General features: G+C 64.0%; 20 protein-coding genes. 4 read left to right on the forward strand and 16 right to left on the reverse strand.

The features are described 5' to 3' along the window. The first annotated feature begins 3 nt into the window (after positions 1-3). Positions 4-888: an ABC transporter permease gene (locus GGD66_RS18050; protein WP_092259595.1), complete on the forward strand. Its 885-nt coding sequence runs from the start codon at positions 4-6 to the stop codon at positions 886-888. A gap of 216 nt (positions 889-1,104) precedes the next feature. Here the strand turns inward: GGD66_RS18050 and GGD66_RS18055 are convergent, their stop codons facing one another. The 9 genes from GGD66_RS18055 to GGD66_RS18095 all read right to left on the reverse strand — a co-directional run bounded on the left by GGD66_RS18055 (position 1,105) and on the right by GGD66_RS18095 (position 12,576). After that, complete coding sequence (locus tag GGD66_RS18055) at positions 1,105-1,851, reverse strand: hypothetical protein (protein WP_183258537.1); 747 nt, start codon at positions 1,849-1,851, stop codon at positions 1,105-1,107. A gap of 9 nt (positions 1,852-1,860) precedes the next feature. Further along, a complete protein-coding gene (locus tag GGD66_RS18060; RefSeq protein ID WP_183258538.1) occupies positions 1,861-3,111 on the reverse strand; it encodes an adenylate/guanylate cyclase domain-containing protein in 1,251 nt (416 codons plus the stop codon). Then, on the reverse strand, positions 3,108-3,497 hold the full coding sequence (locus GGD66_RS18065) for a response regulator (RefSeq protein ID WP_018315558.1): 390 nt from the start codon (positions 3,495-3,497) through the stop codon (positions 3,108-3,110). The genes GGD66_RS18060 and GGD66_RS18065 overlap by 4 nt, the downstream gene beginning before the upstream one ends. Further along, a complete protein-coding gene (locus GGD66_RS18070) occupies positions 3,494-6,091 on the reverse strand; it encodes an ATP-binding protein (protein WP_092259600.1) in 2,598 nt (865 codons plus the stop codon). The genes GGD66_RS18065 and GGD66_RS18070 overlap by 4 nt, the downstream gene beginning before the upstream one ends. Positions 6,092-6,237: 146 nt before the next feature. Next, the gene (locus tag GGD66_RS18075; protein WP_038972774.1) at positions 6,238-9,333 is read right to left on the reverse strand and encodes a MexW/MexI family multidrug efflux RND transporter permease subunit; all 3,096 of its coding nucleotides are present in this window, start codon (positions 9,331-9,333) and stop codon (positions 6,238-6,240) included. Positions 9,334-9,403: 70 nt separating this feature from the next. After that, positions 9,404-10,597: an efflux RND transporter periplasmic adaptor subunit gene (locus tag GGD66_RS18080; protein ID WP_183258539.1), complete on the reverse strand. Its 1,194-nt coding sequence runs from the start codon at positions 10,595-10,597 to the stop codon at positions 9,404-9,406. Between the two features lies 1 nt (position 10,598). Then, positions 10,599-11,285, reverse strand: coding sequence for a TetR/AcrR family transcriptional regulator (locus GGD66_RS18085; RefSeq protein ID WP_177237251.1), 687 nt, complete (start codon positions 11,283-11,285; stop codon positions 10,599-10,601). A gap of 161 nt (positions 11,286-11,446) precedes the next feature. Then, positions 11,447-12,037, reverse strand: a complete 591-nt coding sequence (locus GGD66_RS18090; protein ID WP_183258540.1) for a thiamine pyrophosphate-dependent enzyme — start codon at positions 12,035-12,037, stop codon at positions 11,447-11,449. Beyond that, positions 12,034-12,576 carry a phosphonopyruvate decarboxylase gene (locus tag GGD66_RS18095; RefSeq protein ID WP_026201519.1) on the reverse strand — a complete coding sequence of 181 codons (543 nt, stop codon included), beginning with the start codon at positions 12,574-12,576 and terminating at the stop codon, positions 12,034-12,036. The genes GGD66_RS18090 and GGD66_RS18095 overlap by 4 nt, the downstream gene beginning before the upstream one ends. Before the next feature lie 105 nt (positions 12,577-12,681). Between GGD66_RS18095 and GGD66_RS18100 the strand changes: the two genes are divergently transcribed. The 3 genes from GGD66_RS18100 to GGD66_RS18110 all read left to right on the forward strand — a co-directional run bounded on the left by GGD66_RS18100 (position 12,682) and on the right by GGD66_RS18110 (position 17,274). Beyond that, positions 12,682-13,902 carry a cytochrome P450 gene (locus GGD66_RS18100; protein WP_183258541.1) on the forward strand — a complete coding sequence of 407 codons (1,221 nt, stop codon included), beginning with the start codon at positions 12,682-12,684 and terminating at the stop codon, positions 13,900-13,902. A 194-nt stretch (positions 13,903-14,096) separates the two neighbouring features. Next, complete coding sequence (gene rocD / locus GGD66_RS18105; RefSeq protein ID WP_183258542.1) at positions 14,097-15,311, forward strand: ornithine--oxo-acid transaminase; 1,215 nt, start codon at positions 14,097-14,099, stop codon at positions 15,309-15,311. A gap of 589 nt (positions 15,312-15,900) precedes the next feature. Then, positions 15,901-17,274, forward strand: a complete 1,374-nt coding sequence (locus GGD66_RS18110; RefSeq protein ID WP_245283118.1) for a Spy/CpxP family protein refolding chaperone — start codon at positions 15,901-15,903, stop codon at positions 17,272-17,274. Positions 17,275-18,234: 960 nt separating this feature from the next. Here GGD66_RS18110 and GGD66_RS18115 read toward each other — a convergent pair. The 7 genes from GGD66_RS18115 to GGD66_RS18145 all read right to left on the reverse strand — a co-directional run bounded on the left by GGD66_RS18115 (position 18,235) and on the right by GGD66_RS18145 (position 26,025). Further along, complete coding sequence (locus GGD66_RS18115) at positions 18,235-19,098, reverse strand: sugar phosphate isomerase/epimerase (RefSeq protein ID WP_183258543.1); 864 nt, start codon at positions 19,096-19,098, stop codon at positions 18,235-18,237. Continuing rightward, complete coding sequence (locus GGD66_RS18120) at positions 19,098-20,288, reverse strand: dihydrodipicolinate synthase family protein (RefSeq protein WP_183258544.1); 1,191 nt, start codon at positions 20,286-20,288, stop codon at positions 19,098-19,100. The genes GGD66_RS18115 and GGD66_RS18120 overlap by 1 nt, the downstream gene beginning before the upstream one ends. Before the next feature lie 132 nt (positions 20,289-20,420). Beyond that, the gene (locus tag GGD66_RS18125) at positions 20,421-21,572 is read right to left on the reverse strand and encodes a Gfo/Idh/MocA family protein (protein ID WP_183258545.1); all 1,152 of its coding nucleotides are present in this window, start codon (positions 21,570-21,572) and stop codon (positions 20,421-20,423) included. Then, a complete protein-coding gene (locus GGD66_RS18130) occupies positions 21,569-22,966 on the reverse strand; it encodes a hypothetical protein (RefSeq protein WP_183258546.1) in 1,398 nt (465 codons plus the stop codon). Before GGD66_RS18130 ends, GGD66_RS18125 begins: the two co-directional genes overlap by 4 nt. A 203-nt stretch (positions 22,967-23,169) precedes the next feature. Further along, positions 23,170-24,015: an ABC transporter ATP-binding protein gene (locus GGD66_RS18135; RefSeq protein WP_183237949.1), complete on the reverse strand. Its 846-nt coding sequence runs from the start codon at positions 24,013-24,015 to the stop codon at positions 23,170-23,172. 151 nt (positions 24,016-24,166) lie between these two features. Beyond that, entirely contained in the window at positions 24,167-25,159 is a 993-nt protein-coding gene (locus GGD66_RS18140) for an ABC transporter substrate-binding protein (RefSeq protein ID WP_179739487.1), read from the reverse strand. Positions 25,160-25,215: 56 nt separating this feature from the next. Beyond that, the gene (locus tag GGD66_RS18145) at positions 25,216-26,025 is read right to left on the reverse strand and encodes an ABC transporter permease (RefSeq protein WP_018322819.1); all 810 of its coding nucleotides are present in this window, start codon (positions 26,023-26,025) and stop codon (positions 25,216-25,218) included. Between the last annotated feature and the right edge of the window lie 298 nt (positions 26,026-26,323).

The following is a 26,323-nucleotide window of genomic DNA, read 5'->3' on the forward strand; positions in this document are numbered from 1 at the left end:
AGCATGACCGACGCCGCGCTGCCGGGCCCTCTCACGCAAGCCGACGAGCTGGATAGCCCGGCCCACCGCGCGCGCCGGCGGCTGTTCAAGCGCAAGGCGGCGATATTCGGGCTCACCGTGCTCACGATGTTCATCGTGCTCGCCGTGCTGGCCCCGCTCATCGTGCCCTATGATCCCATCGCGACGAGCTGGAGCCTGGTGCGCAAGCCGCCCACCGCGGCGCATTGGTTCGGCACCGACGAGCTCGGCCGCGACATCTTCAGCCGGATCGTCTACGGCGCGCGCGCCTCGCTGCTTGCGGGCCTCATCTCGGTTGCGATTGCGCTCGGCATCGGCGTGCCGCTCGGCCTGCTCGCCGGCTATCGCGGCGGCTTCGTCGACGCGCTGATCAGCCGGATCACGGATGCGATGCTGGCCTGCCCGTTCCTGATCCTGGCGATCGCGCTGGCGGCGTTCCTCGGGCCGAGCCTCGGCAATGCCATGATCGCGATCGGCATCTCCGCAACCCCGATCTTCATCCGCCTGACCCGCGGCCAGGTGCTCGTCGTCAAGGCCGAGGACTATGTCGAGGCCGCGCGCGCGCTCGGCAACCCGCCGTGGCGGATCGCGCTGTCGCATATCCTGCCGAACATCCTGCCCGCGCTGCTGGTGCAGGCGACGCTCTCGATCGCCGCCGCCATCATCGCCGAAGCCGCGCTATCGTTTCTCGGCCTCGGCCAGCAGCCGCCGGCGCCGTCCTGGGGCAGCATGCTCAACGCCGCGCAACGCTTCCTGACGCAGGCGCCGTGGATGGCGATCTGGCCGGGGCTTGCGATCTTCCTGGTGGTGCTGTCGCTGAATCTGCTCGGCGACGGCCTGCGCGACGCGCTCGATCCGCGGCAGCGCTGAGGTCCGATCAGAGGAAACTCAGCTAGCACCTCCAGCGGAGGTGCGTTCCCTCCCCCCTTGTGGGGGAGGGCTAGGGAGAGGGGTAACCAGGAAAAGGTGCCGGTTGATTGCGCGCGGAGAACGGCTGCGCCACGGAGGGAATCCCCGTATGGCCCCCCTCCCTGCCCCTCCCCCACAAGGGGGGAGGGAACGGAGAGAGCGTTGCCGTCAGAAACTCTAGATCACCACTTCCCGCAACACGCGGCGGCAATCCATCTCGTATTCGAGATCGACTACCGGAGGGCGGGCGAAATGCCAGGTCAGGCCGGAGCGCAGCGCGCCGCGGCGGACCAGTTCGTCGGCGAGTGCGTGGTGGAAGTCGTGCACGGAGTAGGCCTGCACCGCGGTGGTGTCGCTCCAGCCGAAGCCGAAGGCCGCCATCCGGTTTTCCATCTGCGACGTCGTCGTGAAGCGCACCTTCTCCCGCAGCCCCTCCGGGCTGAGGTCGCGATAGCGCACGGTGCGCTCGACATAGGTGCCGCTGCCCTCACGCGCCTCGGCGCCGCCTGATATCACGAAAGACGGCGCTTTCGAGCGGGTCGGACGCGTGAACGAGAACGCATAGAACGACGGCTCGGACGGCGGATCGATCTCGGGACAGACATTGCTGCGCGCCACCGGATTGGTGGTGCCGTCGAAGATGCTCCATTCGGACAGCGTCTTCACGTAGTGCAGGTTGAACGCGCGAAAGCCCTCTTCGCTGAAGGCTGCCGGTGAACGCAGCTCGCAGGCGCAAAATGCCGTCAGCGGCCGTCCTGCCTCCTGAATGAATCTTGCCGCCAGTGCAAACCCTTCCGCGAGCGGGACCAGACGGTCGAAGCGGACGCGTTCAATTTCATAGCCGTCGTCCGCGGCGGCCCCCGCCGAATACTGGAACACGGACGGAATGAAGCGGTAGTTGCCGGCAGAGAACTCACGAACCATGGCGAACTCCTATTCCAGTTGCATGCGAATGCCCTTGGCGCCGTTGAGCAGGCGCTTCAGGTGAAAGCCGGCCAGGGAATCGTCGGCGTGCATGCCGACCAGCGCTGCAAAGGCCGGCATGGCCGCCGCATTACCGGCCTCCATCTTGGCGAAAGCCTCCGAATACAGCGCCGTTTCCGGCGCTTCGAACTTGCCCGGTGGCAGCGGCTCGAACGCGCGCATCGGCTCGCTGCGTCCGCGCAGCATCAGCTCCCCCACGGGGCGGCCTTGAAAATTCTCAGCCGCCTCGGCGACGCTGGCGCTGACGCAAATGCGGGTGCCCAGATGCTTGTTGGCGGCCTCCAGCCGCGCCGCGATGTTGATGGAGTCCCCATACGCGGTGTAATCGAAGAAGCGATTGCCGCCGAAATTGCCGACCAGCGCGGGACCGGCGTGAATGCCGATGCGGGTGGCACCGAAGGTCACGCCCATGGCGCTCTGGCGCGCGCGAAAGTCCTGCGCCCAGGCATCGAGCTCATGGGCGCAGGCGACCGCACGCGTGGCATAATCCGGCTGATCGCCGGGCGCGTTGAAGAGCACCTGGATCGCATCGCCGATGATCTTTGCGACCGTGCCCTCATGGGCGAAGACGATTTCGGTCATGCCGCCGACATACTCGTTAAGCAACTTGCCCAACGTCTCGGGCGGCGCGCTCTCGACCAATGAGGTGAAGCCGGTAATATCGGTGAAGATGGTGGCGACATCGCGCCACTGCACTTCGATGCCCTCGCCGTCGCCGCTGGCGGCCAGACGCTTGGCAAGCTCGGGCGAGAAATGACGCGATAGCGCGGCATGGGCGCGCTCGGCTTCCATCTGGCGCCGCCGCACCTCGCGCAGCATCTCGATATGGCGGATGGTCTTCTCGATGGTGGCTTCCAGATCGGCGAAGTCGATCGGCTTGGTCAGGAAGTCGAACGCGCCGCGGTTCATTGCGGTGCGGATATTGCTCATGTCGCCATAGGCCGAGACAATGATGGTCGACTTCTTGTCCTCGGCCTCCTGGAGTTTCGCGAGCAGCGAGAGGCCATCCATCCTGGGCATGTTGATATCGGAGATCACCATGTCGACCTGCGGGTTCTGCTCGAGCGAGGCCAGCGCCTCGATACCGTCGCGGGCGAATATGATGGCGACCTGTCCGTCGCGGATCTGCCTGCGAAACTTTTGCAGGACCAGCGCTTCGAGATCCGGCTCGTCGTCGACGAAGAGGATGGTCGCGCTCATGCGGCTTGCTCGAGCCTCGTGTCGATCTCCTGTCGCAGCAAGGCAAAGTCGATCGGCTTGGTGAGAAGCCCGACGGCGCCGCGCTCGATCGCCTTTCGCCGCGTCTCGGCGTCGCCATAGGCCGTGATCATGATGACGGGGACGTCCGGATGCGCGGCACGCACCTTCGGCAGCATGTCGAGCCCGCTCATGCCGGGCATGTTGATGTCGGACAGGATCAGGATCAGCGAGGGATCGCGAACCTCGGCGGCCCGCTTGAGCGCATCGGGCGCCGAGGAGGCGAACTCCATCTGGAAGCGGCCGGCGCGCAGCTCGCGCCGGAATTGCTGCCGGAACAGCGCCTCGACGTCGGGCTCGTCGTCGACGACCAGGATGTAAACGTTCACGACTTGCCTCCGGAAGTGCCGTCCGCCGCCATCGTGCGCGGCAGGGTGATGATGAACTCGGTGAATACACCTTGTGTGGTGTTCACGTCGATGGTGCCACCGTGCTGCTTCACGACGATGTCATGGCTCATGGAGAGGCCGAGCCCAGTGCCCTCGCCGGCCGGCTTGGTGGTGAAGAAGGGATTGAACATCTTCTCCTTCACCTCGGGCGGAATTCCCGTGCCATTGTCACGAATCCGGATCTCGACCCTGCCACCAAGGTCCTTTGTTGCTGCGCTCAAACTCGGCTCGAAGGTCTCACCTGCGCTCTCCTTGCGCTTGGCCGTGGCATAGAAGCCGTTCGAGATCAGGTTGAGCAAGACGCGCGTGATCTCCTGCGGATAGATGTCGACCATACCGGCAGCGGGATCGAACGTGCGCTGGAGCGTAACGTTGAAGGACGGCCGTTCGGCGCGCGCGCCATGATAGGCGAGATTGAGGCTCTCCTCGACGATCGCATTGATGTCGACGGCCCGATGCTCGCCGGAACCCTCGCGCGAATGCAGCAGCATGTTCCTGACGATGGAATCGGCGCGCTTGCCGTGCTGCACCACCTTCTCGAGATTGCTCCTGAGCATGCGGGTCAGCTCGTCGACCTCCTCCCTGGTCTTGCCGTCGAGCGCAGCCGATTGCAGCGCCTCGTTGAGCTCATCGATCAGCTCCGTCGAGAGAGCGGAGAAATTGTTGACGAAGTTGAGCGGGTTCTTGATCTCGTGGGCGATGCCGGCGGTGAGCTGGCCGAGCGAGGCAAGCTTCTCGGTCTGGATCAGGCGATCCTGGGCGGCGCGCAGCTCGCTCAGGGATTGGGACAGTGCCTCGGTGCGCTCACGCAACTCTCGAAGCAGCCGCGTGTTCTCGATGGCGATGACCGCTTGCCTGGTGAAGTTTTCAACCAGCGCGATCTGCTTGTCCGTGAAGAGCCGTACCTCCTTTCGAAAGATCGTAATCGCGCCGATCAATTGATCTTCCTTAAGCATGGGCACGACCATGAGCGTGCGGGCTCCGGCAACCTCCACCATCGGAATGACATTGGGAACGCGAGCCAGGTAAGCCGGGCTCTCCCTAAGATCGGGAACCTGCGAAGACTTGCGTGTCTTGACGACAGTTTCAAGCGAGGTGCCGGGATAAGGACGCATCGGTGTGCGTCGCCTGAAATCAGAGAACTCGGATGGAAGGTTGTAGTCCGCAGCCAGATTGAACTCTTCGCCGTCCCAAAAATTCATCGTTCCAAAGGATGCGCCGCACACGCGCGTGGCATTCTCCAGCATCTTGCGAAACACCGGCTCCAGCTCGCCCGGCGAGGAGCTGATCACTTCCAATACTTCGGACGTTGCGGTCTGCTGTTCCAGCGATTCCCGCAGTTCCGCAGTGCGCTGCTCGACCTTGTTTTCGAGGTCGGCATAGGATTCCTGCAAGCGCGCGCCCATGTCGTTGAACTGGTCGGCGAGCCCTTCGAGCTCGTCGCCCGTCCGGATCGAGATGCGCTGGGAGAAGTCGCCACCGCCGATCCTTTCCGCACCGCTGCGCAGCGCCTGGATCGGCCCGACCATGCGGCGCGCAAGGAATACCCCCGCAAGCACCGCGAAGATCGACGCCCCGAGCAGCACGATCGCAAGCCGCTGCAGTGAGGCGTAGAGCGACGCATAGGCCTCCTCGACCGGCAGCTCGACGAACATGGTCCAGTGCAACGGCTCGATTGGTGCCGATGCGGTCAGGACCTTCTGGCCCTGGATGTTGCGCGCTTCCTCGAGCGCGTCCGGCATGGTGCCGCCGGCCGCCTGCGCGGCGCGCACCTGTGCGAGGCCGGACATGTCGGTGTTGCGCAGCACGAGACTGATATCGGGGTGCGCGATCAGGCGCCCTTCCGGGCCAACGACATAGGCATGCCCGTGCTGGCCGACCTTGATCTGCGAGACCACGTCCCAGATCAGCTTGAGATTGACCTCGGCGATGCTGACACCTGCATCCCTGCGCGCGCCGGCCAGCGCCAGCGTCATGTAGGGCTCAGACTCCCGGCGGAAATAGACCGGACCGTAATAGACCTTGTGCGCTACCGCCTCGGTGAACTTCGGATCATTGGACAGGTCGATCCCGCTCTCGATCGCATCCATCGCCAGCCGCGAGACCCGCAACCGTTCCTTGCCGGTCGAATCCACCTGGGCAAGCTCGGTGATCCCGGGCACCTGGCGCAGCAGCCGCAGCGCGTCGAACCGGCGCTGCTCGGTCGAGCCCGCCGACCACGGCAGTTGCGTCGTCCATCCGAGCTGGTTCTCGATTTCCTTGACGAATTGGCCGATCTTGGCTGCGGCCGCCTCGGCCTGCTCATGCTGGACCCGGATCAGCGAAGCCTTGTGCTCGCGATAATAGAAGAAGACCTCGAACAGGCCGTTGGCCAGCAGCGCGATGGCGACGACAGCCACGAACAGCGCGACATATTTGGTGAACAGCCGGGTCCTGATCCCCCGCCCCGCACCCGCGCCGGCAGCGACGCCATCCGAGGCCGCGCTCGGCAGCGTCCTGGCTTGCGGGGTGTCGGGATGGAGAGAAAGGCTCATCACCCGGAACCTAGCAAGAAGACGGGACCTTGTCTTTCGCAAGCGCGGGATAAGGCCCCATCCAGTGAGCCCGGCGCCCGGACGCAACAAAAAGGGCGGCAGCGGACCCGCCGCTGCCGCCCTCGTTCGCTTGCTAGCTTGCGGCGTCAGGTCGGCCGCAGGGCCTTGGAGCCAAGGTCGAGCTCATTGACCTGCTTGTTCCGCTCGGAATCGGCGGCCGCGCGATGGTCGGTTGCCAGCACCACATAGACCGCGGGCAGCACGAACAGCGTGAACAGCGTGCCGATCGACATGCCGGCCACGACGACCAGGCCGATCGAGAAGCGGCTGGCCGCGCCCGCGCCGGTCGCAGTCAGGAGCGGGATCAGTCCGGTCACCATCGCGGCCGTCGTCATCAGGATCGGCCGCAGGCGGATGCGGGCCGACATTTCGATGGCCGAGCGGCGGTCGAGCCGCTCGTTGACCTGAAGCTCGTTGGCGAACTCCACCATCAGGATGCCGTGCTTGGTGATCAGGCCGACCAGGGTGAGCAGACCGACCTGGGTGTAGATGTTCATGGTCGCCACGCCGAAGAACAGCGGGATCAGCGCACCGACGATCGCCATCGGCACCGAGATCATGATCACCAACGGGTCACGCAAGCTCTCGAACTGCGCGGCCAGCACCAGGAAGATGATGATGAGCGCGAAGCCGAAGGTGATCGCAAGCTGATTGCCTTCCTGCACGTACTGCCTGGAGTCGGCGAGATAGTCGTGGCTGAAGCCTTGCGGCAGCTTCTTGGCCTCGCTTTCGAGGAAGTCGACCGCCGCACCGACGGTCACGCCGGGCATCGGCACGGCCGAGAACGTCGCCGAATTGAGCTGATTGTAGTGCGTCAGCGAGTTTGGATCGGTCTTGGTCTCGATCGACACCACCGTCGACAGCGGAAGCTGCTGGCCGGTGTTGGTCGTCACATAGAAGCCACCGAGCGATTCCGGCGACAGCCGCTTGGCGCGCGGAACCTGCGGGATCACCTGGTAGGACCGGCCCTCCAGATTGAAGCGATTGACGTAGTTGCCACCCAGCAGGACCGCGAGCGTGGCGCCGAGGTTCTGCATATTGACGCCGAGATCCTGCGCCTTGGTGCGGTCGATCGTGACCTTCACGTTCGGCTGGTTGTAGGCAAGATCGCTGTCGGAGACGATGAACATGCCGCTCTTGCGCGCAGCGTCCTTCAGCTTCTCCATCTGCTCATAGACCGTCTGGAACCCGGCGGTGGAATTGATCACCATCTGCACCGGAAGACCGCCCGGCCCGCCCGGCAGCGGCGGCAGGTTGAACGCGAAGGCCTGCACGCCCTCGATCTTGGAGAGCTCGGCCTGCACCAGCGGCTTCAACTGGATCGACGAGCGCTTGCGCTCCTCCCAGGGCTTGAGCAGCATGCCGGCGATGCCGCCCTGCGGGCCGTTGATGCCGTTCAGCACGAAACGCAGATCGGTCTCGGGGAATTTCGAAAATTCGTGGTCGAGCTTGTCGCCGTAGAAATCGACATAGTCGATGTTGGCGTATTTCGGCGCTTTGGTCACCGCGAACACGATGCCCTGGTCTTCCTCAGGCGCCAGCTCCTTCGACGTGTGCATGTAGAGGAAGCCGACGAGTCCGAGGATCGTCACCGCGAACAGGCCCGTGATCGCCTTGTAGTCGAGCGAGCGGTCGAGCCTGCGGCCGTACCAGCGCGTCAGCGCACCGAACACCTTGTTGACGGCCTTGGCGAAGCGGCCCTCTTCGGTGTTTTTGAGCAGCACCGAGCACATCATCGGCGACAATGTCAGCGCGATCACGCCCGACACGATCACCGAGCCCGCCAGCGTGAAGGCGAATTCGCGGAACAGCGATCCGGTCAGGCCGCCAAGGAAACCGATCGGCGCGTACACCGCGGCGAGCGTGATGGTCATCGAGATGACCGGGCCGACGATCTCGCGCGCGCCTTGCAACGACGCCTGGACCGGCGTCTTGCCCTCCTCCAGATGGCGATGGATGTTCTCCACCACGACGATAGCGTCGTCGACCACGAGGCCGATCGCCAGCACCATCGCGAGCAGCGTCAGAAGGTTGAAGCTGAATCCCAGCGCCAGCATCAGGGTGCAGACGCCGATCATCGACAGCGGGATGGTGACGACGGGAATGATGACCGACCGCAGCGACGCCAGGAACAGGAAGATCACCACGATCACGATGATCACGGCTTCGCCGAGCGTCTTCTCCACCTCGTCGATCGAGGATTGGATGAACTTGGTCGAGTCGTAGGCGACCTTCATCTTCATCGACGGCGGCAGATTGCGCTCGAGCTCGGGGAACAGCGCGCGCACGCCCTTGACCAGCGTCAGCGGGTTGCCCTGTGGGGTTGCCTGCACACCGATGAAGATCGCGTGCTCGCCGTTGAAGGCGACGCTCGCATCCGTGCTTTGGGCGGCAAGCTCGACGGTGCCGATGTCCTCCATCCGCACGAAGCCGCCGTCCTTGGCCTTGACGATCATCTTCTTGAACTGGTTGACGTCGGTCAGGCCCGTGTTCGTCGAGACGTTCGAGACGATGAGATAACCCTTGGTCTGCCCCGCCGCGGACTGGAAGTTGTTGGCGGTGATCGCCGCCGCGACGTCGGCCGGCGACACGTTGCGGCCGGCCATCTTCTCGGGATCGAGCCACAGCCGCATCGCGAAGGTCTGGCCGCCGAGAATGTCGGCGGAAGCCACGCCGTCGACGGTCGACAGCACCGGCTGCACCACGCGCGTCAGATAATCCGAGATCGCCGAGCCCGAGAGCTCCTCGGACGAGAAACCGAGATACATCACGGCCGTAGTCTGGCCCGTGGTCTTGGTGACGATCGGGTCGTTGGATTCCTTCGGGATCAGGTATTTGACCGAATTCGTCTTCGCAAGCACCTCGGTGAGAGCCTGGTTCGGATCGAAGTTCAGCTTGATGTAGACCTGGATCGTCGAGGTGCCGAGCACCGAGGACGAGGTGATGTAGTCGACGCCCTCGGCGGACGCGACCGCCTGCTCGATCGGCGTGGTGATGAAACCCTGGATCAGATCCGCGGACGCGCCCGGATAGACGGTCGTGATGTTGATGACCGTGTTCGACAGCTTGGGATATTGCCGGATCGGCAGCACCATCGCCGCGCGCAGGCCGATCAGCAGGATCAGCAGACTGACGACGACCGACAGAACCGGGCGTTTGATGAAAATATCGGTAAAGCGCATCGCGGCGATCTCGATTTATATGTCTCAAGAAAAGTGATCCGGCCGAGCCGGATCACTTGAATGCAGAGGGTCAGTAGCGCGGCGGCTGCGCCGGGATCTGCGGAGCCGGGTCGGTCGAAATCGACACCGCCGCGCCCGATTGCAGCTTGAGCTGGCCGACGGCAACGACCTTGTCGCCCGCCTTCACGCCCTTGATGATTTCGACGCGACCTTCGACCCGGTTGCCGGTCTGCACGAAGGTGCGCACCGCGGACAGGCTGGTCTTGCCGTCTTCTTCCTTCTTCTCGGTGATCACGAACACCGAGTCGCCGTACAGCGTGTAGTCGACCGCCGTCTCCGGAACGGTGATCACGGCCGGCTTGTCCGGCAGCACCACCGTGGTGGTCACGAACATTCCGGGCTTCAGGATCTTCTCCGGATTGGCGATCGTCGCCTGCACGCGGATGTTGCGGGTGTCGGTCGAGATTTGCGGTTCGATCGTGGTGATCTTGCCTTCGAAGATACGGCCCGGATAGGCATCGACCTTCAACTTGACAGTCTGGCCGACCTTGAGGCTGCCGGAATCCTTTTCCGTCACGGTGAAGTTGGCCCACAGCTCCGACAGATCGGTCAACGACACGATCGCCGTACCCGCCGTCAGATACTGACCGACCTCGACCTTGCGGACGCCGAGATCGCCGGAGAACGGTGCGCGCACCAGCTTCTGCGAGATCAGCGCCTCGGTCTTGGCGATGCCGGCCTGCGCCTGGTCGTAGGCGGCCTGCGCGGTATCGACGGTCGCCTGCGGACCGAACTGGCGCGCGGCCAGCTGCTTGGCACGATCAAGCGACAGCTGCGCGACGGTCGCCTGGGCCTTGTAATTGGCAAGGTCGCCCTGCTCCGGCGCGTCGAACAGCTGGACCAGCGGCGTGCCGGCTTCGACGCGCGTGCCCGGCGCGAACTTGATCTCGGTGACGCGGCCGTTGACGTCGGCACTGACGTCGACCTGGTGCACGGCGACGAGGCTGCCGACCGCGGTGAGCAGGTTCGGCACCACCTCGGACTTGGCCTCCGCCGCGCTGACCGCGGTCGGCGGCGGCTTGTTGTTGGCGAAGAACTGCTTGATCATCTGGCCGCGGAAATAATTGAACCAGACGAGGCCGCCGACCAGCACCGCCAGGAGCGTGCCGACGATGATGAACCAGAGCACCGGCCGGACCGGACGCTTGGGAGCCTTGCTGTCGATCGGTTCGCCCGAAATCTTGTGTTCGGTTACGATGTTCATGTCATGCACTCTCTGCAATCGCCGCCTTGCCGGCATCCGCGGCCTGATTGTGGCCCAGATGCGAAGCAATTGCGGCGTCGTTAAGTCCGATACCCCTCAGGAGAAACTCACACAGCTGCCGCTCGAGGTCTTCAGCCTTGCCGTAAGCGAGGCAAGGCGTGGCCGGCAGCCTGGTCAGCGCCGCAGTCATCACCGAGTGATGCGCAAACCAGAACAGGTTGAGTGGATTGCCGCTGCATGGCCGTGCGTCCCCGGCGGCAACGGCACGTTCGAGCGAGGAGACGAAGATCGCCCCGATCAGCGTCTCGATCTTGGCATACAGCAAACGGGCGAATTCGCCATCATCCAAATGGCTCGTGGCCATCAGTCGCAGGCGCTGGGCCTCTTCCTGATCGGGACCATCAGCGATGTGCAGGAAATGCTCGACCATGCCGCGGATCACTTCGACCAGCGTGGCGGTCGAAGGCTCCCGCTCGAGAAGCTCGGTGAGCGCCGGGTCGGCCTCGCATTCGTCGCTGAGGATTTCGGCGTAGAGCGCCGCCTTGGACGGGAAATGCTTGAACAGCAACGCCTCGGAAATGGCAGCGGCGGCCGCCACGCTCTTGGTCGTGGTGCCGGTATAACCATGTCGGGCAAAGCAGCGTTTCGCGGCTCCGAGGATCAATTGACGCCTCAGGTCGCTCGTCATACGCAATGAGCTCATGCTAGTGAGTAAGCACTCACCCACGCAAAAAGTCAAGCACTATGTTGCATCGCAACCTGAGTGCGTCGTTAATTCAGTGGAAATTGGCCCTGCCTGCACGGCTTCCGTGCAGGACCTGGGCGCCGGTGGGAATGGACAGGCCCGCCCTAGATTGGCTGGAAGCCGAGGTCGCCGCGGATCCGGTTGAGGATGTAAGTCCCGTCCCGGCTTGGCAAAATCCGCTCAAGGCTGGCGCTGTCGATCTTCATATTGGCAAAGCGCGGCCCCGCAGAGACGTCGTGGACGGCTTTGGCAAAGGCCTCGACCTCGGCCATGGTCGTGATGGCCCGGCTATCCCCGATGCCGCAGGCCTTGGCGACGCCAACGAGATCGGCGGCAGCGGAGGTGTGGCTGGTCTGGCCGCCCGTTTCGCCATAGGCCTCGTTGTCGAGCACTGCGATCGAGAGGTTGGACGGCTTCTGCAGCCCGATGGTGGCCAGGCTGCCCATGCCCATCAGCATCTCGCCGTCGCCGGTGATGACCAATACCGGCAGTTTTGGCTGCGCCAGGGCGAGCCCCAGCCCGATCATCGCGGCGCCGCCCATGCCGCCCCAGAGGTAGAAATTGCGGGCGTGGTCGCCGGCCGCGCACATGTCGTTGGTGGAGGCCCCAAGGCCGCCGATCGCGACGACGTCGTTGCGGTCCGCGAGCAGCGTGGACACCACCTGGCGGCGATCGAGGAGATTAGCCTTGCTCATTTGGTGAAAACCTTGGCGCCGATCAGGCGCTGCGAGAGAAGGACGGCGGTGGGGGTGAGCGCGTTGTAGGCTTGCGAAGCAGCGGCTTCGAGCACGGCCGGCACCTCGGCCGCGCTGGAGGCCCGCAGCACCTGGACACCCGACAGCTCGAACACACCCTGCGTGGTCGAGCCCATCGGCACCTGCCACGGATTGAACTCGCCCCACTCGCCGCGCATGGTCACCAGCGTGAGGAACGGGAAGCGCAGGATTGGGATCAGCGACAGCATGTTGATGCAATTGCCGACGCCGCTCGATTGCATCAGCAGGACACCGCGCTGTCCGCCGGCCCAGGCGCCGGCGAGAAGCGCCACGCCCTCCTCCTCCGTCGTGAGCGGAATACCGCGCATCGTGGACGATGCCAGCACGCGCTGGATCAACTTGGAATGGCCGGCATCCGGCACGTAAGGCACCTGCCTGACATCGAAGCGTTGCAAGGTCGCGAAAATATCGTCGGGCCAATTCGGCGCCGTGTCGGCAGCGTCAGCGCGTGCGTGCATTTTCCTGTCCGGTCGGCTAGCAAGGTGGGCAGACTGTAGACGCATGCGTGCGCCGACCAGAACAACAAAAACGGCATAACGGCTTTAACCGGCGAGTATAACGGGATGAACGCAGATGCGAAGGCGCTGGCGGCAAGCTTCGACCTCGAGAAGCTGACGCCGGAATTCTATGACGACCCCTACCCGACCTATCGTGCACTGCGGGAGAACGAGCCGGTCAAGCGCCTGCGCAGCGGCACCGTGTTCCTGACCCGCTATGACGATCTCGTCACCACCTACAAGAACACCAAGTCGTTCAGCTCGGACAAGAAGCGCGAGTTCGCGCCGAAATACGGCGACACCCCGCTCTACGAGCATCACACCACCAGCCTCGTCTTCAACGATCCGCCCGCGCATACCCGCGTGCGTCGCCTGATCATGGGCGCGTTGTCGCCGCGGGCGATTGCCGGCATGGAGCCTGACATCGTCAAGCTGGTGGACGGTCTGCTCGATGCCATCGCGGCCAAAGGGGCTTGCGAGCTGATCGAGGATTTCGCCGCGTCCATCCCGATCGAGGTGATCGGCAATCTGCTCGACGTGCCTCATGAGGAACGCGGGCCACTGCGCGACTGGTCGCTGGCGATCCTGGGTGCGCTCGAACCTGTGGTGTCGCCCGAGGTCGCCGCGCGCGGCAACAAGGCGGTGACGGATTTTCTCAGCTATCTCCAGACGCTGGTGGCACGCCGGCGCGACAAGCCGGGCAATCCTGAGCGCGATGTGCTGACACGCCTGATCCAGGGTGAGGAGAATGGCGAGCGGCTGACCGAGAAGGAGCTGCTGCACAATTGCATCTTCCTGCTCAATGCCGGGCACGAGACCACCACCAATTTGATCGGCAACGGCCTCGTCGCGCTGGATCGCAATCGCGACCAGAAGCAGCGGCTGATCGGTAATCCCGACATGATCAAGACCGCCGTCGAGGAGATGCTGCGCTATGAGAGCTCGAACCAGCTCGGCAACCGCATGACCACGGAAAAGATCGAACTCGGCGGCGTCATGCTCGATGCCGGCACCTCGGTGACGCTGTGTATTGGCGCCGCCAACCGCGATCCCGCACAGTTTCCGGACCCCGAGAGCTTCGACATCGCGCGCACGCCGAACCGGCATCTCGCCTTCGCCACCGGCGCGCATCAATGCGCCGGCATGGCGCTGGCGCGGCTGGAGGGCGCGATTGCGATCTCGCGCTTCCTGGCGCGCTTCCCGAACTATGCCGTCAGCGGCCAGCCGGTGCGGGGCGGACGGGTGCGGTTTCGCGGCTTTTTGAGCGTGGCCTGTACGATCGGCTGAGGGCTCGACACCAAAATCTGCGAAAACAACCCCATGCACAGTAGAGAACCCTCTGATACTTTTGGCAAATCAGATCGGGCTACGCCACCGGAAGGGATGAAGACTTCCAAGGCGGCAAGTTGATACCCAGATCAAGCTGAGGGCCGGCGGTCAGTCGGTTGGCACCGCCGCGCGCAGCCATGGAGTGACGACAGATGAGCGCATCGGTCATTGATTTCGTCGCAACGGAAGCACGATTTGGGGCCCATAATTACGAGCCGATCGGGGTCGTCCTGTCCCGCGGCGAAGGTGTCTGGGTCTGGGATACCGAGGGCAACCGCTATCTCGATTGCCTCTCGGCCTATTCGGCGGTCAGCCAGGGCCACTGCCACCCCAAGATCCTGGCGGCGATGGTGGAACAGGCGCACAGGCTGACGCTCACTTCGCGCGCCTTCCACAACGACCAGCTCGCCCCCTTCTACGAAGAGATCGCGGCACTGACCGGCTCCCACAAGGTGCTGCCCATGAACAGCGGCGCCGAGGCGGTCGAAAGCGCGATCAAGTCGGTGCGAAAATGGGGCTACGAGGTGAAGGGCGTGCCGGACGGCCAGGCCGAGATCATCGTCTGCGCCAATAATTTCCACGGACGCACGCTGGGCATCGTCGGCTTTTCAACCGACCCCGACACTCGCACACATTTCGGCCCGTTCGCGCCGGGCTTCAAGATCATCCCGTTCGGCGACGCCACGGCGCTGGCGGAGGCAATCACACCAAACACGGTCGCTTTTCTGGTCGAGCCGATCCAGGGCGAAGCCGGTGTCATCCTTCCTCCAGCCGGTTATTTCGCTGAGGTGCGGGAGCTCTGCACCACCAACAACGTAATGCTGGTGCTCGACGAGATCCAGACCGGGCTCGGCCGCACCGGCAAGCTTCTCGCCGAACAGCACGAGGGAATCGAGGCTGACGTGACGCTGCTCGGTAAGGCCTTGTCCGGCGGCTTCTATCCGGTGTCGGCCGTGCTCTCGAACAACGACGTGCTCGGGACATTGAGGCCCGGCCAGCATGGTTCGACGTTTGGCGGCAATCCGCTTGCCTGCGCGGTGGCGCGCGCGGCGCTGCGCGTGCTGACCGAGGAAGGCATGATCGAGAACGCGGCCAGGCAGGGCGCGCGCTTTCTGGAAGGCTTGAAAGACATTCGTGCCAACACGATCCGCGAGGTGCGCGGACGCGGCTTGATGCTGGCGGTTGAGCTGCATCCCGAGGCCGGCCGCGCCCGCCGCTACTGCGAGGCGCTTCAGAGCAAGGGCATCTTGGCCAAGGATACCCACGAGCAGACGATCCGCATCGCTCCGCCGCTGGTGATCACAAGCGACGAGGTCGACTGGGCGTTAGAGCGGCTCGCCACCACTCTGACGCAGGATTTCTCTTGAGGCGGCCTGCGTCGGAAGATCGCAATGCCGGCCGCGGCCGGCAACGAACGATTCCGCCAGCTGCGCGTTGAACGTCGTGGGCGATTACGAGCTGGGAGCGACAATCATGCTTCCGCATGGCGCTTGCCTTACGGCTGCTTTCATTGGTGTCTCGATGCTGGCGACGAGCGTCGGCGCGCTCGCCCAAGGACCCGGCCAGGGACATGGAAGGGGCGGACCTGCCGGTCCGGCCGCAGCGCCGGCAGCACGGCCAGCAGCACCGCCGGCCATGGCCCGTCCGGCGGCGCCGCCAGCGATGGCACGTCCCACCGCCCCGGCGTTCCATCCACCGGCCATGCCGCAGCGACCGGCCATGGCGCCGCGCCCGGCGCCCCACATCGCCGCACCGCCGCCGCGTCCGGGCCCCCGTTTTGCAGCACCACCGCCGCGAGCCGCCCCGCACGTGGCAGCGCCGCGACCTGAAATCCACCGGGCGCCGGCAGCACCACAACGTCCGGCCATGGCCCCGCGGCCGACGCCGCATATCGCCGCCCCCTCGCGTCCAAGCGGGCCATCGGCTGTGACCGCGCGGCCGCCGCGACAGGAGGGGATGGAGCAGCGCGCGCAGCAGCATCAGCAGCAGATCCAGCAGCGACAGCAAATCGTGCAGCAGCGGCAGCGCGAGATGCTCACGCGTCAGAGCTCGGAACGGCAGAGCCGCATCGATCGGATGCAACAGCGCGTGCAGCAATTGCAGTCGCAGAAGCCGGAAGGCGTGCGGGCGCAACGTGCACAGGAGCGGACGCTGCAGACGCAGAACCGCCTGCTCCAGCGCGAACAGAGCATGCAGCAGCGCGATCAGGCGCGCCTGCAGCGGTTGGGCCCCGAGCCCGCCACAGTTGGGCGAGCCGCCACTGCCGTCGCCGCCGTGCAGGCGGCCGAGCGCGGGCGATTTGCCGAGCGCTTCCGCGAGCAGGCCCCTGCGCAAGCCCAGGCGGCGCTCACCACCCGCCAGAGCGGCTGGGCTCCCCGGCAGGCCTGGCGACACCGCCATCCCGCGGTGTTCGTGGCGTGGCTTGGGCCGGTGTTCTGGCCTTACGCTTATTCCGACATTTTCAACTACACGTTCTGGTCCTATGGCTACGAGCCCGGTTATTGGGCATACGCCTATGACGACTTCGTCGACACCGTGTTCTGGGGTGGTGACGGCCCCTATTCCGCCTATGCCAGCACCAACCCGTATGATTATCCGCAAGCCGGCGGCAGCAGTCGCGCCCGTCCGCGCGCGAGCGTGAGCCCGCAAACGCTACAGCAATTGTGCGGCACACCGGACAAGGGCGTCACCGCCTGGCCGCTTGCCGATATCGCGAAAGCGGTGCGGCCGACGCCGGAGCAACGCGCGCTGCTCGATGAATTGAAGACCGCGGCGGCCAACGCTGCCGGCGTGTTCAAGGACTCCTGCGCGGAGACCTATGCACTCACTCCCCCCGGCCGCCTGCGCGCGATGATGAACCGCATCAGCGCGACGCTGGAAGCCGTCAAGATCGTTCGACCGGCCCTGGAGAATTTCTACAACTCGCTCAGTGACGAGCAGAAGGCCAGCTTCAATGCGCTCGGCCCGAATGTCGGCGAGCGCTCGCCGCAGCAACAAGCCAACGTCGAGGGCTGCGGCGATCCGAAATCCAGCCTGACCCAGCTGCCGATCCAAAGGATCGAGGCTGTGCTCCACCCAGCCGGCAAACAGAAGGAGGCGCTCGACCGCCTCAGTGAAGCGACAGCCAAAGGCGTTGAAGGCCTGCAAGCGGCTTGCCCGAACGATGTGCCGCTGACGCCGGTCGGACGGCTGGAGGCGATGCAGCACCGGCTCGAGGCGATGCTGACGGCCGCCAAGCTGGTAGAGCCTGCGCTGGACGAGTTCTATGCCACGCTGAGCAGCGAGCAGAAGGCGCGCTTCAACACGCTGCAACAGGTCGCGGGGCCGTGAGGACGGCATCGCGTTCTCTCGTTGCAATTTGCGTCGCGGTCGAACGAAGCGGGGTCACGTAATCGTCCTGCTTCAAAGCTCAACGAGACCATGTATGTCGCTGCCGCGCACTCTCTGTGAGGGTGCGGCGGCACGTAACGCAAGCGACAGCCTCGTTTCCGACCTCACGAGGACCGCCCAGCCTCATTCGTGTTTGTGATCGCGTTGCATTGCTGGAAGTGAGAAGACAACTCGAGATTAGCCAGATGATCCCAGTATTCCGCTTCTGCGAGCAGCTTCCATTTGTTCATGCTGTTGTACGCGGCCTGTTGGCGGCATAGTGAGCTCATCGCACGCAAACGCTGCACCTTATCCACTGCGAACCTCTCTTCACGCTTGCTTGTTTGCAAGCGCATTGTGTCGTCACAGCTTCGCAGATCGAATTGACGGGTGATAGTCCGGTGTTTGACGGTGAATCAATGATAGCGCAATCGTCCGACTTTTCGGCGAACGGCCCTGCCCGGCAAATTCGATCGCAAAACCAGTTTGGCACGGCGCATTGAATTGCAGATCGTCCTTGGCGGTCCTTCGCCGCGCCAAAGCACGCCAGTGCCTTCGGCAAAGCTCGCCAGCCGTGTCACGCCGGACACGGCAATGGCCCCGACGGTTGCACGTCGGGGCCATTCAAGGTCAACAGGCATGGGTACATCCGCCGTCCCTGCTGATCGTTGATGCCACTGATTACCGCATCCGATCTGGCACAGACTGTGGCGAGGCTGCGGCATCGGCATGATGACATTCTGCCTGAAAGCTGATGGCAGTCCACCACATCTTTGGTGGTACTCCGACCAGCTCGCCGCCTCGCCAGCGGGGCGAACTTGCGCCGGACCAGTTCTATCGACGCCGAACAGCGGGCAGAACGTCCGCTTCAACACGCTGCAACAGCTCGCCAGCCCGTAGGGGCCGCCACTCGTGGTAACTTTACACCGCCGCCTTATGCCGCGCGATGCAGGTCCGCAGCACCTCCCCCATCGGCTTGCCCCACCAATCGTGGGAGAAGATCTCGATCTCGGAATAGCCTTCAAAGCCCTCCGCTTCGACCGCCGCCCGCACGGATTTGATGTCGATGACGCCGTCGCCCATCATGCCGCGGTCGTTGAGGATGTCCTTTGTCGGCACCAGCCAGTCGCAGACATGGAACGCGAGCAGGCGATCCTTGCCGGCGCGCGCGATCTGGCTCATCAGCTCCGGATCCCACCAGATGTGATAGACGTCGAGCGCGACGCCGAGCATGCCGCTGCGAGCAGGATCGAGCCGGTCGCAGATGTCGAGCGCCTGCTTCGTCGTATTCACGCAGGCGCGGTCGGCCGCGTAAGCCGGATGCAGGGGCTCGATCGCCAGCGGCAGCTTGGCCTGCCTCGCGTAGTCGAGCATGTCGGCGAGAGCCTCCTCGACCTGCCCGCGTGCCGTCACGATGTCCTTCGAGGCCTCGCTGCCCGGCCGCGAATATTGCGGCAGGCCGCCGACGACCAGGACGATGCAGGGCGCGCCCAGCGCCTTGGCCTCGTCGACGCAGCGCCTGTTGTCGTCGCGCACTTCACTCCGGCGCGATGCGTCCGAGGTGAACATGCCGCCGCGGCAATAGCCTGAGAGCTCGAGGCCGGCATCGCGCACTGCGCGCGCGGCGCGGTCGAGGCCGACGGATGCCACCTGGTCGCGCCAGGGATCGATGGCGCGGATGCCTTGCTTTGCACAGGCATTGATGATCTCGACCAGGTCACCCTGCTTGCGGACGGTCGCCGTGTTCAGCGACAGCCAGCGATGGTCGGACGAAAAATCGCGCATCAGGATTCGATACCGTGGGTGGCGAGCACGGTCTTCATCCGCTGCGTCGCGAGTTCAGGGTTGGCGAGCAGGCCGGCCTTGTCGGCCAGACGGAACAGCTCGGCCAGATGCAACGTGGAGCGCGTGCTCTCCTGTCCCCCGACCATGGTGAAATGGTCCTGGTGGCCGTTGAGATACGCCATGAACACCACGCCGGTCTTGTAGAACCGCGTCGGCGCCTTGAAGATGTGACGCGACAGCGGCACCGTCGGCCCCAGCACGTCGTGGAATCCGGCTTCGTCGCCGGCCGCCAGCCGCGACAGTGCGTAGGATGCCGCCGGCGCAATGGCGTCAAAAATACCAAGCAGCGCATGCGAAAAGCCCTGCTCGTCGCCGGCGATCAGCTCCGCGTAATTGAAGTCATCGCCGGTGTACATCTTGATGCGCTTGTCGAGGCGCCGGCGCATGTCGATCTCGCGCTGCTTGTCGAGCAGCGAGACTTTTACGCCATCGACCTTGGCGGCGTTGCCGTTGATGATGGCGACCGCCGTGTCCATCGCCTTGTCGAGATCCCCGGTGCCCCAATATCCCGCCAGCGCCGGATCGAACATGTCGCCGAGCCAGTGAATGATCACGGGCTCACGGACCTGCGACAGCACGCGATCATAAACCTTGGCGTAGTCATCGGCGTTGCGGCCGAGTTTCGCCAGCGCGCGCGATGCCATCAGGATGATGCGGCCACCGACCTTCTCCACCGCCGAGATCTGCTCCTCATAGGCGCGGATCACGTCGTCGAGGCCCCTGGCATCCTCGACCGCGAGATGGTCCGTGCCGGCGCCGGAGAACACCAGCGCGTTGCGGCGCTTGGCGGCGGCGACCGAGCGCGTGATCAGCTCCAGCGAGGTCGGCCAGTCCAGCCCCATGCCGCGCTGAGCGGTGTCCATGGCTTCGGCAACGCCAAGACCGAGGTCCCATACGTGCTCGCGGAAGGCGATGGTCTTGTCCCAGTCGACCGCGACCGAGAGCCAGGGATCGTTGTCGGCGAAGGGATCGGCCACCGTGTGCACGGCCGAAAAGGCGATGCGGTTCAGCGGCCCCTCGAGCTTTGCAGGGAACGTGCGCGAAGCCGCGAGCCGGTAGGTCTCGATCGAGCGATCGGCCTTTGGCAACTTCAGCGACAATGACGACATGGGTTGGACGGGCTTGTTCATGATTTCGAACCTCTCCATGTCATTGCGAGGAGCGAAGCGACAATCCAGACTGCCTCTGCAGAAAGACTCTGGATTGCTTCGCTCCGCTCGCAATGACGGCTTGGTAGATATCGGGACGCTATCCAATCGATCTCACGCCTTGATCGGCGCGACGTCGATCCAGCGCCGCTCCTTCCAGCTCTTCAGCGCGCATTCGGCGAGCTGCACGCCCTTGACGCCTTCGAGCAGCGTGAACTTGTAGGGCGCATCCTCGTAGACGTGACGGATGAACATCTCCCACTGTTCCTTGAAACCGTTGTCGTAGCTGACGTTGTCAGGCAGCTTCTGCCAGTCGCCGTAGAAATCGTGCAGCCGCTTCTCGTCGGGATTCCACACCGGCCTCGGGGTGGCCTGCCGCGCCTGGATCATGCAGTCGCTGAGCCCCGCGACTGCCGAGCCATGGGTGCCGTCGACCTGGAAGGTGACGAGGTCGTCGCGATAGACGCGCGTCACCCAGGACATGTTGATGTGGGCGATGACGCCGCCTTCGAGCTGGAACGTCGCATAGGCGGAATCATCCGCGGTCGCCTTGTACTTCTTGCCCTGCTCATCGAAACGCTCGGGGATGTCGGTGTTGCCGATGCAGCTCACGCTCTGGACATTGCCGAAGAGGTTATCGAGCACGTAGCGCCAGTGGCAAACCATGTCCAGAATGATGCCGCCGCCGTCCTCCTCGCGGTAGTTCCAGGACGGCCGCTGCGCTTCCTGCCAACCACCTTCAAACACCCAATAGCCGAACTCGCCGCGCACCGAGAGGATGCGGCCGAAGAAGCCGCTATCGCGCAGGAAGGCGATCTTCTTCAGGCCGGGCAGGAACAGCTTGTCCTGCACCGTGCCGTGCTTGACGCCCTTGGCATTGGCGAGCTTGACGACTTCGAGCGCCTCCTCAAAATTCGTCGCGATCGGCTTCTCGCAATAGACGTGCTTGCCGGCATTGATCGCCTGGGTCAGCAAACCCGGCCGGGCCTGCGTCGTCGCGGCATCGAAGAACATGGTGTCGTTCTTGTCGGCGAGCGCCGCATCGAGATCGGTGGTCCAGCGTGTGATATTGTAGCGCTTGGCGAGCGCCTCGACCTTCTCGGCGCTGCGGCCGACCAGGATCGGATCTGGCATCACGCGGTCGCCGTTCTTCAGCCGTACACCGCCCTGCTCCCGGATCGCGACGATCGAGCGGATCAGATGCTGGTTGAGCCCCATGCGGCCGGTGACGCCGTTCATGATGAGGCCGAGGCGTTGGGTGGTCATGTCAAATGCTCCTGAAGTGATCTCGGCTGTTCGAGCGGGCGGAGTGCCGACCAGTCCGGATGAACCGACGTCGCAAAGCCCGTTGCGTGAAGCGATCCCGTCAGGAGATCGCCGTTGTGAATGGAGAGGCGGATGCCCTGCCCGGCATCGGCATAGAGATCGGGATGCGCGGCGGCGAACGCCTGCGCTTCGGCGAGAGGCGTGTCGCCAAAGCCGTCAACATAGTGATGGCCGTTGCGTTCGGCGTGGGTGACGCCGAGGAAGGCGCCGAGCGCGAGGTCCTGCTGCACGGCGAGGCCGGCCTGGCAGGTCAGATCCTCGCCTGTGATGAAAAACGTTTCAGCGCCGGTAGTCCATTGCGCGGCGCGGACCGCGTTAAGGATCGATTTGTAGAGACCCTTGCAGGATTTCGAGGAGATGCCGCGATAGCCGAGCGGCCTCATCGCCAGAAACGTTCCGTAGGAATCATCGGCTTCGTCGATGATGAAGTCACGCGTGGCGAGCGACCCGAGAGCGGTCTGGAATGTAATATCGCGCGGCATTGGCTGCTCGATGTAAAGAAGCCGGGTCGAGATTCCGTGCAGGGCTGCGTCGCCATCAAGGCGATCGATCAATGCACGCAATGCAGCAAGGTCGGCGTATTGTTCGTTGGCGTCGAGGGAGACCTTGTAGTCACGATCCAGGTTTCCGAGTTCTTTGCCGATGCGCGCCAGCCGTGCCACATCTGCTTCCGGATCGCCCGACAATTTGAGCTTGAAATAGCGAGCGCCAGCGTTTTCGCGTACGTCCGCTACCCCACCCTCGCCCTCGATCTTGTCATCGAGGCCAACCGTGTGCCGTATAGCAACCCGCGGCAGAGGCGTTCGGCCCTTCAGAAACCCTGCGATCTCGGCGCCGGTCAGATCGAGTGACATCCGCCCGTCGATCCCCGCGATGTTGTCAGCCATTCCCTCGAAAAAGCTCGCACCGACCGCGCGCAGGAGCGCGTCGAGGATCGCCTTGTCGATTTCCGCCGGACCATAGCCCGCTGCAAGCGGCGGAATATCCTCTTCCGCACACGCTTTGACTTGGGCGGCAATACACGACGCATGCAATCCAAACGCTGGACGAAACCCGGTCTCCGCAAGATAAAGCCCGCGCGCAATCTCGAACGACCGCCGCAAGCCATCCACCGTCTGCGCCGGGGACAGCTCCGGCCGCTTGTCGAACCATTTTGGCACGAGCAGCTCGGCACTGGCGCCGACCGCGCTCCCCCTGCCCTCCACCTCGATCTCGACTCGCACGAACAATTGTGGCGTCGCGTTGATCGTGATCGCACCGAAGCGGAATGGCCGCGCGAACTGCACGGGACGTTCGAAGAAGGCGATGTCTCGCAGCTTCAGGCGGGGTGACATAGTGCTAGTTGGTCCCGACGATTTCGCCACGGCGGCGGTGCACCTCTCCCGCTTGCGGGAGAGGTCGGCGCAACGCGCCGGGTGAGGGTTTTCTCCTCTTAGGGGTCCTCGCGAGCGGAGACACCCCCTCCTCAACCCTCCCCCGCAAGCGGGAGAGGGAGCGCATCGTCGTCGTGGTTGCAGCCGAGATCAGTCGCATTGCCTCAGTCCAATGCCCCTTGCGAGAAGAAATGCTTGCGGATGCGCTGCACAAGCTCGGTGAAAACCGGGTCGGCCATGACGTCGAGCGAGCGCGGGCGCGGCAGCGGTACGTCGTAGATCGCGGCGATTGCGCCAGGGCGCTCGGTCATGACCAGCACGCGGTCGGCCAGGAACACGGCCTCCGGAATCGAATGCGTGATCAGCAGCACCGTCTTCCTGGTCTCGCGCTGGATCCGCATCAGCTCGACATTCATGCGCTCCCGCGTCAGCGCATCGAGCGCGCCAAACGGCTCGTCCATCAGCATGATTTTTGGATCGTGCACCAGTGCGCGACAGATCGAGGCGCGCTGCTGCATGCCACCGGAGAGCTGCCACGGCAGCTTCTTCTCGAAGCCTTCGAGGCCGACCAGCTTCAGCAGCGCCTTGGCGCGGGGAAGATATTTGTCCCGGGGCAGCCGCTTCATGTCGATCGGCAGCATGACGTTGGACAGGATGTTGCGCCAGGGCAGCAGCAACGCGTTCTGGAAGACGATGCCGACATTGCCGTGCGGCGTCGTCACCTTCTCGCCCTCGACCAGGATCTCGCCTGATGTCGGCGGCAGCAAGCCGGAGATCAGCTTGAGCAGCGTGGACTTGCCGCAGCCGGATGGCCCGACCACGACGAAGAACTCGCCGTCGTTGATGTGGAAGTCGAGCGGACGCAGCGACGGCACATCGCCGTCGCGCGTCCGGTAGGTCTTCGACACGCCGGACAGTTTGATGCCCGAGGCATCGCCGGCGGCCCGGTCGCTCACCAGTCTCAGATGGGCGGCCGGCTGGACATCGATTGGCTTGCTCGCAGGGTTCATCGCAGCGCTCTCCCCCCGTCGTCCCTGCGAACGCAGGGACCCATACGCCGTGCCGGTACGTTCAGGCACGCGGGGAAAGACCTTCCGCAACAATCAAGGCCGGTGGTTATGGGTCCCTGCGTTCGCAGGGACGACGGCGGATATTGATCGCTCACGAGCCACTCTTCGGCAGATAGTCGTTGGTGTAGAAGGCTTTCGGGTTGTCCTTGGCCTTGGCATCCAGTCCGCCATATTCGACCATCAGGTTGACGGAGTCCGTCATGTTCTGGTCCGTGACCTGGAACGGCCGCTTGCTCTTGGTCTCCGCGGTCCGGTACAGCGGAATGGTCAGCTCAAAACCCTGCGTCAGCGTGTCGATCTTGCCGCCCTTGGGGTTGGCATCGAGGATCGACTGCGCGGCGGCCTTCGGCTCCTTCTCGGCGGCTTCCACCGCCTTGGTCGTCGCCGACATGAAGCGGCGGACGAGATCGGCATTGGCCTTCACATAGTCGGCATTGGCGATGATGCCGGAGGAGACCATGTTGATGCCGTAGTCGGCAAACTTGATCGGGTAGACGTCCTTGCCGGTGGCGTCCTTGATCTTCATCGACTGGTCCATGACATAGCCGAGCAGCAGATCAGCCTGGCCGTTGATGACCGCGTTGAGCTTGGTCTGGCCGTCGCCGGCAACGGTCTGGAAGTCGCTCTCCTTCAGACCCGTCTTCTTCAGGAACAGCGGCCAGATCTGGGTCATGGAATCGGCCGGCGTGATCGCCACGGTCTTGCCCTTGATGTCTTCGGGCTTTTTGATGTTCTTGTCAGCAAAACCCATGGCGGACATCGGTGAGGTCTGCAGCAGCACGCCGGTCGCAACCACAGGCGCGCCCTTGATCGCGGCGCGCATCATGGTGGGAACGTCGACATAGCCGAAATCGGCGGTCTTGGCAGCGACGGCCTGCGTGGTCGCAGCCGAGCCGCGGCCCTCCTGGATTTCGAGCTCGATGCCTTCGGCGGCGTAGATGCCCTTGGCCTTGCCGTAATAGAACGGCGCGTGCTCGCCATAGACGTACCAGTTCAGCATCAGCACGACCTTGTCGGCCGCTTGTGCCGGCATGGCCGCGAAGGTCAGCAGCACCGCCGAGACAGCTCCTATCCACCGCTTCATCGTCACTCTCCCTTTGCCGTTGTTGCGTCGGCCATTGGTGGCCGTTTGTGCTTTAGTTAAGAAGCGAAAATCACGTCCTCGCGCTGGCTGACATGCCAGGGAATGACCAGCTTCTCGATCCGGTCGACGATCCAGAACAGGATCACGCCGAGCAGCGCGAGAATCACCAGGGCTGCGAACATCGTCGGCAGGTCGAAGGTGCCGATCGAGCGCTGCATCACGTAGCCGATGCCGGAATTGGACCCCACGAATTCGCCGACGACGGCGCCGACCACGGCGAGCGTCACCGACACTTTGAGACCCGAGAAGATCGCCGGCAACGCGTGCGGCAGATTCACCGCACAAAACACCTGGAAGCGGCTGCCCTGCATGGCGCGGGCGAGATCGACCATGTCAGGATCGACCGATTTGAAGCCCTGCACGGCCGAGACCACCACCGGAAAGAAGCCGAGCAGGAACGCCGAGATCACCTTTGGAATGATGCCGAAGCCGAACCAGACCACGAACAGCGGCGCGATCGCGATCTTGGGCACGGATTGCGAGAACACCAGCAGCGGATAGATGTAGCTCTCCACCGTCTTCGAGCCCGCAATCAGCATCGCGACGGGAATGCCGAACAGAGCGGACAGCGCGAAACCGCAGACCGTCGCATAGGTCGTGGGCCAGGACTGGCGCAGCAATTCCGGCCAATCGGTACGCAATACTGCAACGACATCGAGCGGCGACGGGATCTGGTAGGCGGGGATCCTGAACAGCCGGATGGCGAGATCCCATGCGACGACGATGAAGACGAGGAACAAGAACGGCCGAACCCAGGCCGCATTCAGCAGCTTGGAGATCGCATTCTGCGGCTTCAGCTCGGCCAATTTTCACTCCCGGCAGTCTTCTTCGTTGTGGGGAGAAATTAACCCGTTGGATAAATACTGTCCAGACCTTTCCCTGTGACGTTTTGCGGCGGCGGTTCCGCGGTGCTTTGGAAATGGGACGTTGCTGCGCTGCGTCCGGGGCATGAGACCGCCCCACTCTCGGTGCCATTCTCCGCGAAAGCAGGGAATCCAGTACGCGGCGCCCTCTCCGCATCCCTTCGCTGTCTCTGGAATACTGGATCGCCCGGGCGAGGACAGCGGAGAAACTTGGCATCAGCAGCCGATCGTCGACCAGCGA

Origin of the sequence: Bradyrhizobium sp. CIR48, from assembly GCF_014198315.1 — a bacterium.
Taxonomy (GTDB): Bacteria; Pseudomonadota; Alphaproteobacteria; order Rhizobiales; family Xanthobacteraceae; genus Bradyrhizobium.